Raw genomic sequence first — 18,760 nt, forward strand, 5'->3', positions numbered from 1 at the left:
GACCCCTGCCCGATGACGCACCGCCCTGGAGCCAAGACCCGATGATGCGTTTGCTGGTGCTGGTGCTGCTGCTGGCCAACCTGGGCTTCTATGCCTGGACGCAGGGCTGGCTTGACGCGGTGATCGGCGTGTCGTCGATGGGTGACCGCGAACCCGAGCGCCTGGCGCGGCAGGTCAGCCCCGAGGCCGTGCGCATCCTGCCGCCGCAGGCCGCCGCCCCGCTGGCCGACCCGGCGCTGTGCCTCGAAATCGGTCCCTACACGGCCGCGCAAATCCCCGCCGCCCAGGCGGTGGTGCAGGCCGCCTTGCCGGCCGGCGGCTGGGAGGTCGCCAACCGCGACGTGCCGCCGGTGTGGACGGTCTACATGGGCCGCTTTGCCAACCGCGAGGCGCTGCTGCGCAAGCTCGACGAGTTGAACCGCCTGAAGGTGCCGCACGAAGAGGTCACGACCCCGGCCGACTTGGCGCCGGGGGTGTCGCTGGGGCGTTTTGCCGACGCGGCCGCTGCCGAGAAAGCCCTCGCCGAATTCACCCAGCGTGGGGTGCGCACCGCCCGCGTGACCGAGCTGGCGCCGGCACGCACCGAGCTGCTTTTGCGCGTCGAGCGCGCCGACCCGCCCACCCAGGGCGTGCTGGCCGGCCTGCGCGACGACGCCTTGCTCGGCAAGACCTTCGTGGCCTGCGGGCCGCTGGCTGGCCCGCGCTGACATCGCCAGCCGCGGCATTTGCCGCGTCGCCGGCGGGTCAGCGACGCTGGCCGTTGCGCTTGATCAGCAAGATCGCCAGCGCCAGCAAGAGCAGCCACACCACTCCCATCGCCCCGCCACCACCGCCAGTCGGCACCGGCGCTGCCGCCGGCACGTTGGCCGGCAGGTCGGGGCCGGCGGCCACGGCGGCGGCGAGCTCGTCGCTGTCGATCGACACCACCGGCCAGTTCGGCGCCTGGTAGCTGCTGGGACCGGCCGCGTAGCGCAGCGCTTCAGAGGCGTCGAGGATGCCCACCCCGCAGGTCGTGGTGGTACACAGGCAGCGGCCAGGGTTGTCGTTCGAACACGCGGCCATCAGGGTCGAGGTGACATGCGGCCGGGCGCTGGCGCGCAGGCCCGCTTGCAATTGCTCGGCGCTGAGCTGCGGGTCCACGCTCAGCATCAGCCCCATCACGCCGGCCACGAGCGGCACGCTGAAGCTGGTGCCCGAGACGTGCGCATAGCTGGGTTGGTCCGGGCCCTGTGTGCCGGTGTTTGACAGCGTCAGCAGGCCTTCGTCGGCCAGCGACAGGCTGTCCATCGGGCCGAAGGCGCCCCATGCACCGCCGTTCACCGGGTCGCCGCCCACGGTGGCAATGACCAGCTGCGGCCCGAAGTTCGAGTACGTGGACTTGAAGCCGTCTCGGTTGAGCGCGGCCACGCCGACCACGCCGGTGCAACTGGCCGGGCGCGACACACCGCCGTGTTCGTTGCCGGCGGCAGCGACGACCACCACACCCAGCGCGGTGAGTTCGTTGATGGTGTCCTGGTAGGCGGCGTTGCAGGGGGCGCTGCCGCCGAAGCTGATGTTGAGGATGCGTGCCGGGTTCGGGTTCACCGGCGCGCCGACGACCGGCAGCCCCGCGGCCCAGCGCATGCCATCGACGATGTCGCCCACCGCCGCACCGCACTTGCCCGCCACGCGCACCGGCAGCACGCGGCCCTCCCATTGCACGCCGGCCACGCCGATCAGGTTGTCGGTCTGCGCGGCCAACATGCCGGCGATCACGGTGCCGTGCCAGGAGCTGTTGCTCGCACTGCAGCTGCGAAAACGCGGGGTGTTGACCTCGGTGGTGCTGAGCGAGTCGCCCGGGTCGGACGGGTCGCTGTCGCGCCCGTCGCCATCGGCCGCGTGTTCGGCTTCGGTGACGAAGTCGTGGCCGGGCAGCACGCGGCTGTTCAGCTCGGGGTGGTCGGTGATGCCGGTATCGAGCACCGCGATCACCGGCGCGTTCGCAAGGCCGCGGTTCAGCACCCAGGCCGTTTGCAGGCCGGGCACCCCGCGGCGGCGGTCGCGCACGTCGTTACTGGGGCCGCCGATGCTGCTGGCCCCGCCGACCGGGTACAGCCACCACTGGCCCTGGGTCTGGCCGTCCGGCAGGAACTTCGGGTCGTTGGGGGCGATGAGCTGGAGCCGTTGCTCTCGCACATTCGGCACCACCCACTCGACCTCAGGCCGCGCGCGCAGCTGCTGCGCCAGGCGCTCGGCTTCGTCGCCCGGCAGCACGCGCCCGAAATCGAGGTGCTGGGCCGCACGCCCGTTGGCCCGCACGGCGCGCGGCGTGATGCGCAGGTCGGAGAGCACGCGGCCCAGGCGCTGGGCCGGGTCGCCGTCCATGGTTTTCTGTGAGCCTGGTGTCGGGCCCGAGCCCAGCGCCAGGGGACCGGCGGCGCTGTCTTTCAGTTTGACGATCAGGCCGAGCGCCGCGGGCCCGCCGGTGTCTGCCGGTGAAACCGCCGAAGCCGGTCCCGGCCCTGCCAGCGCCAGGCCCGCCAGCGCTGCCATGCCCCAGGCCGCCACACGCAGGCGCAGCTTCAGCATCTGCGAGCCCTCGGCAGCGGCGCGCCAAGCGGCGAAAGGGGCAAGAACACAGGGTGGCAACACATCAACGACGCAGTGTAGGCAGGCGGGGCAGGCACGCCGTCTGACCAAATCAGCACGGTCGGCAGGGGGAAGGTCGCAGGGGCATCGAAAGCGAAGAGCCCCACGCGGGGGCTCTGTCGCAATCGGGCGGCGTGACCCGAAGGGGTCAACGCCTCAGGCTCACTTGGCGATGACGCGAACCATCTCGAGCACCTTGTTCGAGTAGCCCCACTCGTTGTCGTACCAGGACACGAGCTTGACGAAGGTGCTGTCCAGCGCGATGCCGGCTTCGGCGTCGAAGATCGAGGTGCGCGGGTCGCCACGGAAGTCGGTCGCGACGACCTTGTCTTCGGTGTAGCCCAGCACGCCCTTCAGCGCGCCTTCGCTTTGCGCCTTGAACTCGGCGCAGATGTCCTTGTACGAGGCTTCCTTGTTCAGCTCGACGGTCAGGTCCACGACCGACACGTCCGAGGTCGGCACGCGGAACGACATGCCCGTGAGCTTCTTGTTCAGCTCGGGGATCACCACGCCCACGGCCTTGGCGGCACCGGTGCTCGACGGGATGATGTTCTCGAGGATGCCGCGGCCGCCGCGCCAGTCCTTGTTCGACGGGCCGTCCACGGTCTTTTGCGTCGCGGTGGCGGCGTGCACGGTGGTCATCAGGCCGCGCTTGATGCCCCACTTGTCGTTCAGCACCTTGGCCAGCGGGGCCAGGCAGTTGGTGGTGCACGAGGCGTTCGAGATGATGGCCTCGCCCTTGTACGAAGCGTGGTTCACGCCGTACACGAACATCGGCGTGTCGTCCTTCGACGGGGCCGACATGATGACCTTCTTGGCGCCGGCGGCGAGGTGCTTCTCGGCACCGGCCTTGTCGAGGAAGAGGCCGGTCGATTCAACCACGATGTCGGCGCCGACTTCGTTCCACTTCAGGTTCGCCGGGTCGCGCTCGGCGGTCAGGCGGATCTTCTTGCCGTTGACGACCAGCGTGTTGCCGTCCACCGAAACCTCGCCCTTGAAGCGGCCGTGCACCGAGTCGTACTGCAGCATGTACGCGAGATAGTCGGGTTCGAGCAGGTCGTTGATGCCGACGATCTCGACGTCGTTGAAGTTCTGGATCGCGGCACGGAACACCATGCGGCCGATGCGGCCGAAGCCATTGATACCGATCTTGATCGCCATGTGATTTCTCCTGGAGAAGTTTGAGGAAAGTCGAAAACGAAGAAGGGTGCCGATGGGCACCCTTCGTGAACCTGGTTACCGCGTCTTGCCCAGCACCACCTTGACCGTGTCTGCCACGTTCTCGGCGGTGAAGCCGAAGTGCTTGAACAGCACGCCGGCCGGGGCCGATTCGCCGTAGGTGTCGATGCCGACGACGGCCGACACGCCGTACTTCCACCAGCCGTCGGTCGAGCCCATCTCGACGGCGATGCGCGGCAGCTTCTCGGGCAGCACGGTGCTCTTGTAGGCGACGCTCTGTCGGTCGAAGGTCGTGGTGCTGGGCATGCTGACCACGCGCACCGCGATGCCGGCGGCGGCCAGCTGTGCCTGCGCGTGCAGCGCCAGTTGCACTTCAGAGCCGGTGGCGATGATCACCGCCTGCGCCTTCTTCTTGAGGCCCACTTCGCTCGGCTCGGCCAGCACGTAGGCGCCCTTGGCGATGTCGTCGAGCCCGCTCTTGGGCGCGTAGGCCAGGTTCTGGCGCGACAGCAGCAGTGCGGTCGGGCGGTCCTTGTTCTGCAGCGCGGCGGCCCAGGCGATCACGGTTTCGGCGGTGTCGCCCGGACGCCAGACGTCGAGGCCCGGGATCAGCCGCAGCGAGGCCGCGTGCTCGATCGACTGGTGCGTCGGGCCGTCTTCGCCCAGGCCGATGCTGTCGTGCGTGAACACGTGGATCACGCGCTGCTTCATCAGCGCGGCCATGCGGATTGCGTTGCGGCTGTAGTCGCTGAAGGTCAGGAAGGTGCCGCCGTAGGGGATGAAGCCGCCGTGCAGTGCCACGCCGTTCATGATGGCGGCCATGCCGAACTCGCGCACACCGTAGTTGATGTGGCGGCCGCCATTCGAGGCGCCGCTGGCGTCGAAGCGCAGCGCGGGCGTGCTGCTGGTGTTGGTGAGGTTCGAGCCGGTCAGGTCGGCGCTGCCGCCCAGCAGTTCGGGCAGGGCCTTGGTGAAGGCTTCGAGCGCGATCTGGCTGGCCTTGCGGCTGGCCACCGTTTCGGCCTTGGCGTGGGCGGCCACGGCGGCATCGACCACGGTCTGCGCGAAGCCCTTCGGCAGCTCGCCGTTCATGCGGCGGATCAGTTCGAGCGCGAGTTCGGGGTGCGCCTTGCCGTAGGCCTCGAAGGCGTTGACCCACTCGGTCTCGGCCTTCAGGCCATCGACGCGCGCGTCCCACTGCTCGTAGGCCGCTTCGGGAATGACGAAGGGTTCGTGCGCCCAGCCCAGCGCGTCGCGCGTGAGCTTGATCTCTTCGGCGCCCAGCGCCTCGCCGTGCGCCTTGGCGGTGCCGGCGCGGTTGGGCGAGCCCTTGCCGATGGCGGTCTTGCAGCAGATCAGCGTGGGCTTGGTGGCGCTCTTCTTGGCTTCGATGAGCGCGCGGTCCACGGCCTCGGCGTCGTGGCCGTCCACGTTGCGGATGACGTTCCAGCCGCAGGCCTCGAAGCGCTTGGGCGTGTCGTCGATGAACCAGGGCGCGACCTGGCCGTCGATCGAGATGCCGTTGTCGTCGTACAGCGCGATGAGCTTGTTCAAGCGCCAGGCGCCGGCCAGGGCCACGGCCTCGTGGCTGATGCCTTCCATCAGGCAGCCGTCGCCCAGGAAGACATAGGTGAAGTGGTCAACGATCGCATGGCCGTCGCGGTTGAACTCCTTGGCCAGCAGCTTCTCGGCCAGCGCGAAGCCGACCGCGTTGGTGACGCCCTGGCCGAGCGGGCCGGTGGTGGTCTCGACGCCCGGGGTGATGCCGACCTCGGGGTGGCCCGGCGTCTTGCTGTGCAGCTGGCGGAAGTTGCGCAGCTCGCTCATCGGCAGGTCGTAGCCGCTCAGGTGCAGCAATGCGTAGATCAGCATCGAGCCGTGGCCATTCGACAGCACGAAGCGGTCGCGGTTGACCCACTGCGGGTTGCCGGGGTTGTGGCGCAGGTGGCGGCCCCACAGCGCGGCGGCCATCTCGGCCATGCCCATCGGTGCGCCGGGGTGGCCGCTGTTGGCCTGTTGCACGGCGTCCATCGCCAGGGCTCGAATGGCGTTCGCCATCAGGGAAGTGTCTTGGGCGAGGGCGGTCATCCGGGGGGCTCCTGGGGGTCGGAAGGCAGGGGTGGGATCAGGCGGAACCCGCGATTTTACGGCCCGGATAATCGCCGCCATGAAGGGCCTGCACCTCACCGCCGACTTGAGTGCCTGCGCCGTGGAATGCGTCGCAATGACCGACCCGGCGGCGCTGCGCCAGCTGTGCCTGGCCGCCGTGGCCTCGGCCGGCCTGCACCCGGTGGGCGAGCTGTTCCACCGCTTCCCGTCGGCGAACGAGGCCGCGGGCGGCGTGACCGGCGTGGTGCTGCTGGCCGAATCGCACCTCGCCGTGCACACCTGGCCCGAGCTGGCGGGCGTGACGCTCGACGTCTACGTCTGCAATTTCGGCGACGACAACTCCGCGCGGGCCCACCACCTGCTCGACACGCTGCTCGCGGCCTTCGCGCCCGGCCGCGTCCAACGCCACGCCTTGAACCGGGGCCTGCCCGAATGACCACGCCCACACCCAGACCCCTGAAAGCCATCGTGCTGGCCGCCGGCCGCGGCGAACGCATGCGGCCCTTGACCGACCACACGCCCAAGCCGCTGCTGAAGGTGCGTGGCAAGGCGCTGATCGAATGGCACCTCGAAGCGCTCGCGCGCGACGGCGTGCGCGAGGTCGTCGTCAACACCGCCTGGCTCGAAGACCAGTACCCGGCCGCGCTGGGCGATGGTTCGCGCTTCGGCCTGTCGATCCGCTACTCGATGGAAGGTCGCGACCACGGCGGCGCGCTCGAAACCGCTGGTGGCATCGCCACCGCGCTGCCGCTGCTGGTGGACGACGAGCGCGACGCGTTCTGGGTCGTCTCGGGCGACATCTTCGCGCCCGGCTTTCGCTTCGACGCCACCCAGGCGCAGCGTTTCGCGGACCAACGCGCGCTCGACGCGCACCTGTGGCTGGTGCCGAACCCGCCGTTTCACCCGAAGGGCGATTTCGGCCTTGACGCACAAGGCTTCGGCCTGCCTGCCGCCGGCCCCGATGGCCGCACCTGGACCTACGCCAACCTCGCGCTGTGCCGCGCGTCCTTGTGCCAGGGCGTCGCGCCCGGCACCAAGGCCGCACTCGGCCCGCTGCTCTTCGAGGGCATGCGGCATCGGCGCATCAGCGCCGAGGTCTACCCCGGCGCCTGGGAAAACGTCGGCACGCCGGCCCAGCTCGACGCTTTGAACGCGTCCCCCGGCCCCGCCGGCAACAACTCGTAAAGATTCGACGCCAGCGCGCGACGCGTAGGCCCGCGTGCGGCGACCGTTCGGCGCGGTGGAGCCGCCGCTCGTTCGATTCCTTACACGGCCGTGGGTGGTCCCTCTTTTCGCCGCTGGGCCCTCGCGTTACTGTCGCGCCGTGATGTCACGTCGCCCCAATCCCTTGCTTCAGACCGCAGCGCTGGCTGCGATGGCCTGCCCGGCCGTGGCCCAGGCCGCCCCCGGCGATGGCTTTTCGGTGGTTTCGGCGGTGCTGATGCTGCCTTTCGCGCTGGCGATCGCCGTCGCGCTGCACGTGGGCCTGGGCCGCGGGGCCAAGGCAATCGCTGCCAGCGTGTCGCCGCTGGCGAGCGGTGAGCCCGAAGCCGGTGGGTACCAGCGCCAGGTCTACGGCACCGCGCAGCGGCAGATGCTCGAGGTGGTGGGCCTGGTGCTCGCGTCCGGCCTGCTGCTGTGGGTCGGCCTCGCGTGGTCGGCGGGCTGGGCGCTGGGGCTTTTTGCGCTGATGCTGTTGGGCGCGCTGGGGCTCGATCTCGCCCGCTGGGAGCGCGTGACCGTCAGCGCAGGCTTCGTGTGGTTCCAGCGCGGGCTGGGGCAGACGGTGCACCAGGTCGCCATCGAGAACATCCGCGATGTGGCGGTGACCGAGGCCGACGCGCCCGGCTTCATCACGCTGCGCCACTTCAAGAACAACCGCGTCTGCCGCATCAACATGCGCATGAAGGACAAGCGCGTGGTGGCGCTGCCCAAGACCGACGCCGACACCAGCCTCGATGCGGTCGAGGAAGTCGCCAACCTCATCCGCACCCGGCAAAGCCTGCTGGAAGGGCGCCAGACGCTCGCGCGGTCGGAGGCGGAGGCCGGCCGGGCCGCCGAAGAAGCGCGCCGCAAGCCCGGCAGCGGCGACAAGGACATGCTGCGCGAGCTGAAACGCCTGCGCCAGAAGGCGCTGTCACCCGACGCGCCGCCGGCCGTGAAGCCCAGCGCCAAGCCGTCGAAGGTGTGATGCGCCGACGCGAGGGCCTGCAGTGGCGAAGGGTTGATGGCCGACGCGCGAACGACCCACGCGCGTGACCGACCGCCTCAGGGCTTCGTACCCATCTGCGTGAGCACATGCGTGGCCATGCCACGCGCCAGTTCGTTCTCACCCAAAAAGACCGTCCCCAGGCTTTCCTGAGCCAGCAGATCGGCCTCTTCCTCGTTGTGCGTGCGCAGCACCACCGACAGCGTGGGGTTCAGCGTCTTGCCGATCTCGACCATCTTGCGCACGTTCACCGTGTCGGGAATGGCGATCACCAGCATGCGTGCCCGTGCGATGTGCGCCTGGATCAGCACCTCGGGCGTTGCCGCATCGCCCGACACGGCCGCCTGTCCCTGCTGGCGCAAGGCGTCGATGGCCTCGCGGTTCTCGTCGGCCACCACGAAGGGCACCTGGCCGTCGCGCAGCGACTGCGCGATGCGCTTGCCCACGCGGCCATATCCGACCAGCACCACATGGCCGGTCAGCAGCGAGGGGTCGGTGGTGTCGGGCAGTTGCGCCAGCGGGTCGTCGCGCTGGTCGAGCCGGCGGGCGATGGCCGAGCGGTTGCGGATCCAGCGCTGCAAAGGCTCGATGGCCGCAAAGACGGCCGAGTTGGCCGCGATCGAGATCAGCGCCCCGGCCAGCACCAGGCTTTGCGCTTCGACCGGCATCAGCTTGAGCGCCACACCCAGGCCCGCGAGGATGAACGAGAACTCGCCGATCTGCGCCAGGCTCGCGCCCACTGTCAGCGCCGTGTTGAGCGGGTAGCGGAACAGCAGCACCAGCCCCACCGCCGCGAGCGTCTTGCCGACCATGATGATCGCCACCACCGCCAGCAACTTGACCGGCTGCGTCCAGATCACCGACGGGTCGAACAGCATGCCCACCGACACGAAGAACAGCACCGCGAAGGCGTCGCGCAGCGGCAGCGATTCGTCGGCCGCGCGGTGGCTGAACTCCGACTCGCGCATCATCATCCCGGCGAAAAATGCCCCCAGCGCGAACGACACGTCGAACAGCTTCGCCGCGCCGAAGGCCACGCCCACGGCCACCGCCACCACGCTCAGCGTGAACAGCTCTTGCGAACCCGTGCGCGCCACCCACCACAAGAGCTTGGGCAGCACGCGCCGCCCGACCACCAGCATCAGCACGATGAAGGCGCCGACCTTCGCCAGCGTGACGCCCACGGTGCGCCAGATATCGGCCGCATCCGGCCCGGCTTCGACCGGCGTGGCGCCGCCCAGCGACGAGAGCACACCGGCCAGTGCCGGCAGCAGCACGAGCACCAGCACCATCACCAGGTCTTCGACGACCAGCCAGCCCACCGCGATCTGCCCGTTGATCGATTTGAGCAAGCCCTTGGCTTCGAGCGCCCGCAGCAGCACCACCGTGCTGGCCACCGACAGGCACAGGCCGAACACCAGCGAGGCGCCGATGTCCCAGCCCCACATCGCGGCCACGCCCATGCCCATCAGCACCGCCGCGAGGATCTGCACGATGGCCCCCGGCACCGCGATGCGCTTCACGGCCATCAAGTCGTCGAGCGAGAAATGCAGGCCCACGCCGAACATCAGCAGCATCACGCCGATCTCGGCGAGCTGGCTCGCCAGGCCCACGTCGGCGGCGAAACCGGGGGTCGCCGGGCTGATCACGATGCCCGCCACCAGGTAGCCCACCAGCGGCGGCATCTTCAACCGTGCGGCCACGAAGCCGAATATCAGCGACAGACCGAAGCCCGCAGCGATGGTGGCGATCAGGCTGACGTCATGGGGCACGAGGCGCTCCTCCGGCGGTTGTTGTGGGTGCAGCGGCCCGGCGCAACCTGCCAGGTCCGGTCGGGACTGCCATCATGACTTCGCCATGCCGGCCGCGTTCCCCAAATAGAAGCGCTGCGGCACAAAAAACCGGCGCGGGCCGGCGGGCACGGGAGTCGGAAAAAACAAAGGGCCCCGCGTGGGGCCCTTCGGTTTGCCATGCTTGCGTGGTGCAAGGGGCAGGGTGTTTGGTGGCCAAGGGCGGAATCGAACCACCGACACGCGGATTTTCAATCCGCTGCTCTACCAACTGAGCTACTTGGCCAAATCTCGAAAACGAGCCCGCGAGTATAGCAGCGGTTTGGCGGGCCTCGGAAGCGTCAGAGGCTACCGCGCTTGTTGCGCGACAAATCGACCCCGAGCTGCTTGAGCTTGCGGTACAGGTGCGTGCGTTCGAGGCCGGTCTTCTCGGCCACGCGCGTCATGCTGCCGTTCTCTTTGGCGAGGTGGAATTCGAAGTAGCTCTTCTCGAACGCGTCGCGTGCTTCGCGCAGCGGGCGGTCGAGGCCGAAGCTCTGTTCGGCCTGCGGGCCGATCTGCATCGGCGTGCTGGGGATCATCAGGCTGCTGAGGCCGCCTTCGGACCCCCCCAGGTGGTGTGGCATCAGGTCGTTGCGCGACAGGCCGTTGGCCGGCGCGGCCGGCGGGGCGCTGGGCTTGGCGAGCCCTTGTTCGACGGCACGCAGCAGTTTTTGCAAGGTGATGGGTTTTTCGAGAAAGGCCATCGCGCCGACCTTGGTGGCTTCGACGGCGGTGTCGATGGTGCCGTGGCCGGACATCATGATCACGGGCATCGTGAGCTGCTGCCCGGTGCTCCATTCCTTCAGCAGCGTGATGCCGTCCACGTCGGGCATCCAGATGTCGAGCAACACGAGGTCGGGGCGCACGCGTTCGCGCAAGGCGCGGGCCTGGGCGGCGTTTTCGGCCAGCTCCACGCTGTGGCCTTCGTCGGTCAGGATTTCGGACAGCAGGGCGCGGATGCCCAGTTCGTCGTCAACTACAAGAATGGTGGCCATGAACCCTCAATGCGTCCGTGTTTCGGTGGATTCCGATCCCCCGACGGGTCCCACGACGGCGGGCGCGCCGTCGGCCGGCGCGAATCTTGAAAATGATAGCGAAACTTGCGCGCCGCTTACGCCCTCGCCACCTGGGTCGGGGAGGTTCGCAATGCGTACGCGCGCGCCGTGCTCGTCGGCGATCTTCTTGACCACCGCGAGGCCCAGGCCCGTGCCCTTGCTCTTGGTGGTCACGTAGGGCTCGAAGGCGCGCTTGAGCACCTTGTCTGAAAAGCCCGGCCCGTTGTCGATGACCTGCAGCCGCACCGCGCGGATGTCGCCCTGCTCGTTGCGTGCGACACCGGTGCGCAGCGTGACCTCGCCGTTGGCCTGGCCGGCGATCGCCTGCAGCGCGTTCTGCACGAGGTTGTGGATGACCTGGCGGATCTGGCTCGGGTCGCCGACGATGGCCGGCAGCCCCTGGCCCGGCTCGTTGTGCAGGCGCCCGGCCTCGTGCTCGTGCGCATAGAGCGCCAGCACCTCGGCCACCACCGCGTTGAGGTCGAGCCGCACCGGCTTGGCGGCTGGCAGGCGCGCGTAGTCGCGGAACTCGTTGACCAGTGTCTTCATCGCCTGCACCTGCGTGACGATGGTGCCGACCGCGCGCGCGAGCATGGCCTGGTCGCTGCCTTCGAGCTTGGCTTCGAGCTTGTGCTGCAGGCGTTCGGCCGACAGCTGGATGGGCGTCAGCGGGTTCTTGATTTCGTGCGCAAGGCGGCGCGCGACCTCGGCCCAGGCTTCGGCGCGCTGCGCCGAGACGACCTCGGTGATGTCGTCGAACACCATCAGGCGCGCGTCGTGCGGCATGGCGGCGCCGCGCACGAGCAGCGTCACGCGGTCGAGCTCGCGGCCGCTGACGTTGGTGGCCTGCAGCTCGAACGCGTCTTGCCAGTGGTCGCGCTCGCCGGCTTCGGGACTGGCGCGGTGCAGTTCGAAGCGCTGCTGCACGGCGCTGGCGAAGTCGCCCAGGCCCGGCACGTCGGACAGCGGCCGGCCCCGGTAGGCCGTGACCGGCACCTTCAGGATGCGCGTGGCGCCGGGGTTCACGGTGTCGATGCGGCCTTCGCGGTCGAACACGATCACGCCGGTGGTCAGGTTGTCGAGGATGGTCTGCAGGTTGGTGCGCGCCGCCTCGCGCTGCGCCAGACTGCGCTGCACGAGCGAGCGCGCTTCGGACAGCTGCTCGGTCATGTCGGCGAACGAACGCGTCAGGCCGCCCAGCTCGTCGCGCGAGGCGAACACCTCCTTGCGCGTCAGGTCGCCCTGCGCCACCTGCTTCACGCCCTCGGCCAGCACCAGCAGCGGCCGCGCGAGCTGGTTGCCCAGCGTCACCGCCAGCAGCAGCGAGCCGAACACCGACAGGATGAGCGCGAGTGTCAGCGTGCCGATGTACATGCGTCGGAAGCCGTCGCGCGCCAGCTCGCGCTGCTGGTACTCGCGGTAGGCCGCCTGCACCGCCAGCGCGTTGGCCACCAGCTCGGGCGGCAGCGGCTGGCTCACCATCAAGAAGCGCTCGGGCGAATCGCTCAACTGCAGGCTGCTGCTGGGCACGTAGGCCAGTGCGCGGATGCGTGCCGTGCCCGAGGCGGCCACGCTGTCTTCATCGAGCCCTTCGAGCTGCGCTTGCACGCGTGCAAGCCGCAACTGGCGCAGCTGCATCGTGCTGGGGCGCTCGGGCGGCACGGCGCCGAGGCGGTTGGTCGCCATGCCCAGCACCTGGCCGCCAGGGCCGAGCAGGGCCACGTCTTGCGCCGACAGCTGCTCGCGCAAGCGTTCGAGCGTCAGCGGCGACACATGCGGGCCATCGTCGCTCAGCTGCTCGGCGGCGACACGGGTCTTGGCGGCGAGTTCGCTGACGCGCGCATCGAGCGTGCCGCGCCCGAGCGCCAGGCCGGCGTCGAGCGCGCCTTCGACCCGGGCGTCGAACCAGGTCTCGATGCTGCGCGAGACGAACTGGTACGACACGGTGTAGATCAGCAGGCCCGGCAGCACGCCCACGAAGGCGAAGATCGCCGCCAGCCGCAGCAGCAGCTTCGAGCCGAACTTGCCGCGCCACACGCGCAGCAGCAGCCGCACCGACGCGATGCCGATCACCAGCACCAGCAGGCCCGCGACGACCGCGTTGACCCAGAACAGCCACTCGTAGTGGCGCTCGTACAAGCCGCGGCTGTTGGTGGCCAGCGAAAGCAGGAAGACCAACACCAGCGCCACGCCCAGCGTGGCGACGAGCGAGATGATCCAGGCCCAGCGTGTCGCCTTGGTCATGGCAGCTTGGTGCGCGGCGCGGCGATGGCGGAGGCGTCAGCCGTCAAGGCAGGCGCTGCGCGCGCGTGGCGCGCAAGGTCCAGTCCGACAGGCCGCCGATGCCGATCTGCAGCGGGCGTGGCATCTGGGTGGTGTCCAGCTCATAGCTGAACTCGACGTAGTGGCGGCCATCGTCCAGCTGAGACGGGTCGGCCAGCTTCCAGTTCACCACACGGCTGAGCGAGGCCAGCGCGTCGTCGAGGCTGGCGTGGTGCTGGTTGATGCCGCCGAAGGTGACGCGGTACTGGCGCGTCAGCGGCTGGTACGCGAGCCGCCAGGTGCGCTGCACCGAACTGACGCGCCGGTCGCGCCAGTACCAGCGCGGGCTGAAGACCTCGGCCTGCGCGACGAAGAACAGCGGCACGCCCTTGTGCAGTGCGTCTTCGACGCCCTTGGGCAGCTCAAAGCGCGCGTGAAAGCTCAGTGCCAGGCCTTCGTCATTGCGCGTGAGCACGAAGGTCGGCAGATCGACGCCCTGCGCCCGCGCCGGGGCGAGCGGCCCGCACCACACCAGCAGCACCCACAGGCAGGCCCACAGCACGCGCCCCAGCCCGCCCCCAGGCCGTGCCGGCGCCGAGCCGGGCCAGGCCGGGCGGATGAGCGGCAGAAGAAGCCGAGGGGGACACGACACGGTTCGGTGGGTTCAGGCGGACGCTTTGGCCAGCAGCGCGTAAAAAAAGCCATCGGCGGGCGCACCGGAACTGGGCGCCGCACCTGGCTGGGAATTGTCGGGGAGCGGGAGCAAATGCCCCGGGGAAGCCGGCATGGATGCCCGCGCCGCCTGCGGCTGGCGTTGCAAAAAAGCGTCGATGGCGTCCTGCCCCTCGGCCTTGAAGACCGAACAGGTGCAGAACAGCAGCCGCCCGCCGGGTTTCAGCAGCGGCCACAGCGCGTCGAGCAGCCGCGCCTGGGTGGCGGCGAGTGCGGCGATGTCGCTGGCGCGGCGCAGCCAGCGGATGTCGGGGTGGCGGCGCACGATGCCCGAGGCGCTGCACGGGGCGTCGAGCAGGATGGCGTCGAAGGGCTGGCCGTCCCACCAGCTGTCGGGTGCCCCCGCGTCGGCCGCGACCGTGCGCGCCGACAGGCCCAGCCGGCCCAGCGTGTCGTTCACGCGCGCCAGGCGCTGCGGGTCGCTGTCGAGCGCGGTCACGTCGAGCGCGGCGAGTTCCAGCAGGTGCGCGGTCTTGCCGCCGGGCGCGGCGCAGGCGTCGAGCACGCGGGCGCCGGCCGGCAAACCGTTGCCGATCAGCAGCGGCGCCGCCAGCTGCGCGGCGGCGTCTTGCACCGACACCTCGCCCTCGGCGAAGCCCGGCAGTTGCGTCACCGGCGCCGGCGTGTGCAGCGTGACCGCCTGCGGGCCGCTCACGTGGGCCTCGAGCCCGGCCTCGGCCAGCCGCTGCACATAGGCGGCGGGCGTGGTGCGCCGCGCGTTCGTGCGCAGCGTCATCGGCGCGCGCTGGTTGTTGGCGTGCAGGATGGCCTGCCAGTGCTCGGGCCAGTCGGCGCGCAGCCGGTCGATCCACCAGCGCGGGTGGTTGAAGGCCGCGAGCTCGTCGGACTCGACCGCCGCGACGATCGCCGCCTGCTCGCGCAAGAAGCGCCGCAGCACCGCGTTGACGAAGGCGGCGCTGTTCGGGGCCTGCTTCTTGACGGCCTTGACCGCCTCGTTGACCAGCGTGAACGGCGAGTAGGCCGTGCCCAGGGCCTGGTCGTCGGGCCACAGCAGCGCCAGCGCCGACGTGAGCAGCGCATCGACCGCCACCGGCGGCGCCTTGGGCGCCAGCCACTGCCGCGCGGCCTGCGCCGTGCCCAGCTTGCGCAGCACCTGGAAGACCAGCGCCTGCGTGCCGGGCCGCGCCTCGGCCGGGCAACGCGCCAGCGCGTCGTTGAGCGATTGACCCGCGCGCACGGCCTGCAAGGCCTCGGCGGTGTGGGTCAGCAGGTGGGCGAGCGGGAGTGACGACATGAGGGGGCGGAGTCTACGGGGCGGGGGTGTTGGGGGCGCCGGTGCTGGTGCGCGGTTTTTTCACCGCCAAGGCGCATCACAAACGCGCAATCCCCGGCAGCATCTGGAAGCTCCGGTCACGCAAGGTCTCGATGAAGGCCTGCACGTAGGCCCGCTGCGAGAGCCCGCTCTTGCCGGCCGCGTACAGCCGCGACGTCAGACCCTTCTTGCCGACCGGCCGCGTCGTCACGTAGCCGCGTTCGACATACGGCTGCAGCGTCCAGCTCGGCAGCACGGCAAGGCCGCGCCGGCTGGCGACCAACTGCAAGATCGCCACCGTCAGCTCCGAGGTGCGCCGCGCCGGGTTCACGCCGGCCGGGCCCAGCACTTTCATGATGTCGAGCAGCGCGTCGGGCACCGGGTAGGTGATCAGCGTCTCGCCGGCAAAGTCGCGCGGCGTGAGGTGCGTGCGGGCGACGAGCCGGTGCTCGTTGGCCATCACCGCGAGCATCGGGTACTGGAAGAGCGGGGTGAACTCGATGCCGGCGCTCTCGTCGGGCTCGGAGGTGATCGCCAGCTCGGCGCGGTCGCTCACCACCAGCCCCACCGGGTCGGCATGGAAGCCCGAGACGATGTCGAGCTCGACCTCGGGCCAGTGCGGGCGAAACGCGTCCATCGCCGGCATCAGCCAGTCGAAGCACGTGTGGCATTCGACCGCGATGCGCAACGGCCCCACGCTGCCGCCGGCCATGTTGGCCAGCTCGCGCTCAGCCGCCTGCACGGCGGCGGTGACCTGCTCGCCCAGTTGCGCCAGGCGCAGCCCGGCGGGCGTCAGGCGAACCGGCTGCGTGCGCCGCTCCAGCAGCGGCAGGCCGTAGATGCCTTCGAGCAGCTTCAGCTGGTGCGACAGCGCCGACTGCGTGAGGTGCAGGCGCTCGGCGGCGGCGCTCAGGCTGGTCGCGTCTTGCAAGACGGCCAGCGTGCGCAGGTGGCGCAATTCGAGGGGTGTGGGCATGGTATGAGCGTGATTCAAGTCACTGATGAAATTCTTTCGCTTGAATCATAAGGGTGGGCTTTCCAGAATCGCGCTCCTTTCACCTCCCAGGCGCAGCGACCATGAAGATCCACACCCTCGGCTACCCGCGCGTCGGCGCGCAACGTGAACTGAAGTTCGCGCTCGAGCGGCACTGGCGCGGCGAGTCGCAGCCCGACGTGCTGCCGCAGATCGCGCAAGACCTGCGCGGGCGCCACTGGCTCGCCCAGCGCCACGCCGGGCTCGACTTCGCCACCTGCGGCGACTTCTCGCTCTACGACGCGATGCTCGACCACACGCTGATGTTCGGCGCGCTGCCGCAGCGCTTCGGCGTGGCGCCGGGTGCGGTGTCCCCCGGCGACTACTTCGCCTTCGCACGCGGCAGCGCCACGCAGGGCGCGATGGAAATGACCAAGTGGTTCGACACCAACTACCACTACCTCGTGCCCGAGCTGCGCGCCGACCAGCCCTTCAGCCTGCACGCCGAGCCGCTGCTCGACGCGGTGCGCGAGGTGCAGCACTGGGGCTTCACGCCGAAGCCGGTGCTGATCGGGCCGCTGAGCTTCCTGTGGCTGTCGAAGATGCCCGGCCTGCCGGCAGGGGCCGACGAGGCCGAGGCCAAGCTCGCGCTGCTGCCGCGCCTGGTGGCCGTCTACCGCGAGCTGCTGCTGGCGCTCGAAGAGCGCGCCGTCGGCTGGGTGCAGATCGACGAACCCGTGCTCGCACTCGACCTGCCGCCGGCCTGGCTCGATGCCATCGAGCCAGCCTACCGCGCGCTGGCCACGCCGCACATCAAGCGCCTGCTGGCGACCTACTTCGAGTCGGTGGCCGAGCACCTGCCGCTGCTGGCACGCCTGCCGATCCACGGCCTGCACCTCGACCTGGTGCGCGCGCCGCAGCAGGCCGAGGCCGCGCTCGCCCACTGGCCGCGCGACCGCGTGCTGTCGGCCGGGGTGATCGACGGCCGCAACGTGTGGCGCACCGACCTGCGCCAGGCGCTGGCGCAGCTGCGCCCCCTGCACGCGGCTTTCGGCGAGCAGCTGTGGCTCGCGCCGAGCTGCTCGTTGCTGCATTGCCCGGTGGACCTGGCCCAAGAGCGCCAGCTCGACCCGCAGGTCAAGCGCTGGCTCGCGTTCGCGCAGCAAAAGCTCGACGAGCTGGGCGTGCTGCGCCGCGCGGTGCAAGACGGCGAAGCCGCCGTGGCCGAGGTGCTGGCCGAGAGCGACGCCGCCCAGCACGCGCGCCGCAACCACCCGGTGGTGCAGCAGGCGGCGGTGCGTGCGCGCGTCGCGGCGCTCACGCCGGCCGATGGCACGCGGCCCCAGCCCTATGCGCAACGGGCCCGCGTGCAGCGCGAGCGGCTGCGGCTGCCGGCCTTCCCGACCACGACCATCGGCTCGTTTCCGCAGACCAGCGAAATTCGCGTGGCGCGCGCCCGCCACAAACGCGGCGACCTCGACGACGCGGCCTACCGCCGCCACATGCTCAGCGCCATCGAACAGGCCGTGCGCGAGCAAGAGGCGCTGGGCCTGGACGTGCTGGTGCACGGCGAAGCCGAGCGCAACGACATGGTCGAATACTTCGGCGAGCAGTTGAGCGGCTACGCCTTCACCGAACACGGCTGGGTGCAGAGCTACGGCTCGCGCTGCGTGAAGCCGCCGATCATCTTCGGCGACGTGTCGCGCCCCGCGCCGATGACGGTCGATTGGACGGCGCACGCCCAGTCGCTCACGCCGCGCTGGATGAAAGGCATGCTGACCGGCCCGGTGACGATGCTGCAGTGGTCGTTCGTGCGCGACGACCTGCCGCGCGAGCAGGTGGCGCTGCAACTGGCCCTCGCGCTGCGCGACGAAGTCACCGACCTCGAAGCCGCCGGCATCGCCATCGTGCAGATCGACGAGCCGGCCTTCCGCGAGGGACTGCCGCTGCGCCGCGCCGACTGGGCCGCCTACCTCGATTGGGCCGCGCGCGCGTTTCGCATCAGCGCGAGCGGCGTGCGCGACGACACGCAGATCCACACGCACATGTGCTATTCCGAGTTCAACGACATCCTGCCGTCGATTGCGGCGATGGACGCCGACGTCATCACCATCGAGACCTCGCGCTCGCGCATGGAGCTGCTGCGCGGCTTCGGCGAGTTCGCGTACCCGAACGAGATCGGCCCGGGCGTGTACGACATCCACTCGCCGCGCGTGCCCGACGCGGCCGAGATGCTGGCGCTGCTGCACAAGGCGCGCGAGGTCATTCCCGACGACCGCCTGTGGGTCAACCCCGACTGCGGCTTGAAGACACGCGGCTGGGACGAAACCCGCGCCGCGCTGGCGCAGATGGTGAAGGCCGCGCAGGCGCTGCGCGAGGCGGTGGCGCCGGGCTGAGAAGGTCTGAACAAATCGAACATGGCCGCTCATCCCGCCCCCAGGCGGCGACTCTGCGTTGCAAATGCGCGCCGTAGCCCGAGCTACGGCTGTGCTTTGCGCCTTGATTCGC

Annotated in this window: 14 protein-coding genes and 1 tRNA gene; 5 read left to right on the forward strand and 10 right to left on the reverse strand. The window is 69.9% G+C overall.

Annotation, left to right across the window (positions count from 1 at the left end; translation table 11 throughout):
• Positions 1-41: 41 nt before the first annotated feature.
• Positions 42-707, forward strand: coding sequence for a hypothetical protein (locus AC1KAT_RS19930; RefSeq protein WP_480328737.1), 666 nt, complete (start codon positions 42-44; stop codon positions 705-707).
• A 37-nt stretch (positions 708-744) separates the two neighbouring features.
• Here AC1KAT_RS19930 and AC1KAT_RS19935 read toward each other — a convergent pair whose 3' ends face one another.
• The 3 genes from AC1KAT_RS19935 to tkt all read right to left on the reverse strand — a co-directional run bounded on the left by AC1KAT_RS19935 (position 745) and on the right by tkt (position 5,895).
• Positions 745-2,568 (reverse strand): S8 family peptidase, encoded by a 1,824-nt coding sequence (locus tag AC1KAT_RS19935; protein WP_480328738.1) that lies wholly within the window; start codon positions 2,566-2,568, stop codon positions 745-747.
• Positions 2,569-2,790: 222 nt separating this feature from the next.
• Complete coding sequence (gap, locus tag AC1KAT_RS19940) at positions 2,791-3,789, reverse strand: type I glyceraldehyde-3-phosphate dehydrogenase (RefSeq protein WP_480328739.1); 999 nt, start codon at positions 3,787-3,789, stop codon at positions 2,791-2,793.
• Positions 3,790-3,864: 75 nt separating this feature from the next.
• The gene (gene tkt / locus AC1KAT_RS19945) at positions 3,865-5,895 is read right to left on the reverse strand and encodes a transketolase (protein WP_480328740.1); all 2,031 of its coding nucleotides are present in this window, start codon (positions 5,893-5,895) and stop codon (positions 3,865-3,867) included.
• Positions 5,896-5,974: 79 nt separating this feature from the next.
• On the opposite strand from tkt, the gene speD reads away from it, so the two are divergent.
• From speD to AC1KAT_RS19960, 3 genes are all read left to right on the forward strand, one after another.
• Positions 5,975-6,352 (forward strand): adenosylmethionine decarboxylase, encoded by a 378-nt coding sequence (gene speD, locus AC1KAT_RS19950; RefSeq protein WP_480328741.1) that lies wholly within the window; start codon positions 5,975-5,977, stop codon positions 6,350-6,352.
• Complete coding sequence (murU, locus tag AC1KAT_RS19955; RefSeq protein ID WP_480328742.1) at positions 6,349-7,101, forward strand: N-acetylmuramate alpha-1-phosphate uridylyltransferase MurU; 753 nt, start codon at positions 6,349-6,351, stop codon at positions 7,099-7,101. Before speD ends, murU begins: the two co-directional genes overlap by 4 nt.
• Before the next feature lie 163 nt (positions 7,102-7,264).
• Positions 7,265-8,107 carry a hypothetical protein gene (locus AC1KAT_RS19960; protein ID WP_480328743.1) on the forward strand — a complete coding sequence of 281 codons (843 nt, stop codon included), beginning with the start codon at positions 7,265-7,267 and terminating at the stop codon, positions 8,105-8,107.
• Between the two features lie 77 nt (positions 8,108-8,184).
• On the opposite strand, the gene AC1KAT_RS19965 is transcribed toward AC1KAT_RS19960, so the two are convergent.
• The 7 genes from AC1KAT_RS19965 to AC1KAT_RS19995 form a co-directional block, all read right to left on the reverse strand.
• Positions 8,185-9,897 carry a cation:proton antiporter domain-containing protein gene (locus AC1KAT_RS19965; RefSeq protein ID WP_480328744.1) on the reverse strand — a complete coding sequence of 571 codons (1,713 nt, stop codon included), beginning with the start codon at positions 9,895-9,897 and terminating at the stop codon, positions 8,185-8,187.
• Between the two features lie 228 nt (positions 9,898-10,125).
• Positions 10,126-10,201 (reverse strand) — tRNA-Phe (locus AC1KAT_RS19970).
• A gap of 55 nt (positions 10,202-10,256) precedes the next feature.
• The gene (locus tag AC1KAT_RS19975; protein WP_480328745.1) at positions 10,257-10,952 is read right to left on the reverse strand and encodes a response regulator; all 696 of its coding nucleotides are present in this window, start codon (positions 10,950-10,952) and stop codon (positions 10,257-10,259) included.
• Between the two features lie 6 nt (positions 10,953-10,958).
• On the reverse strand, positions 10,959-13,256 hold the full coding sequence (locus AC1KAT_RS19980; protein WP_480328746.1) for a sensor histidine kinase: 2,298 nt from the start codon (positions 13,254-13,256) through the stop codon (positions 10,959-10,961).
• A gap of 43 nt (positions 13,257-13,299) precedes the next feature.
• A complete protein-coding gene (locus AC1KAT_RS19985; protein WP_480328747.1) occupies positions 13,300-13,926 on the reverse strand; it encodes a DUF4390 domain-containing protein in 627 nt (208 codons plus the stop codon).
• Between the two features lie 12 nt (positions 13,927-13,938).
• On the reverse strand, positions 13,939-15,261 hold the full coding sequence (gene rsmB, locus AC1KAT_RS19990) for a 16S rRNA (cytosine(967)-C(5))-methyltransferase RsmB (RefSeq protein WP_480328748.1): 1,323 nt from the start codon (positions 15,259-15,261) through the stop codon (positions 13,939-13,941).
• 76 nt (positions 15,262-15,337) lie between these two features.
• Positions 15,338-16,255: a LysR family transcriptional regulator gene (locus AC1KAT_RS19995; RefSeq protein WP_480328749.1), complete on the reverse strand. Its 918-nt coding sequence runs from the start codon at positions 16,253-16,255 to the stop codon at positions 15,338-15,340.
• A 101-nt stretch (positions 16,256-16,356) separates the two neighbouring features.
• Here AC1KAT_RS19995 and metE point away from each other — a divergent pair, with 101 nt between their 5' ends.
• Positions 16,357-18,648 (forward strand): 5-methyltetrahydropteroyltriglutamate--homocysteine S-methyltransferase, encoded by a 2,292-nt coding sequence (gene metE, locus AC1KAT_RS20000; protein ID WP_480328750.1) that lies wholly within the window; start codon positions 16,357-16,359, stop codon positions 18,646-18,648.
• The last annotated feature ends 112 nt before the right edge of the window (positions 18,649-18,760 follow it).

It is taken from the genome of Piscinibacter sp. PDB5-1 (assembly GCF_056676035.1).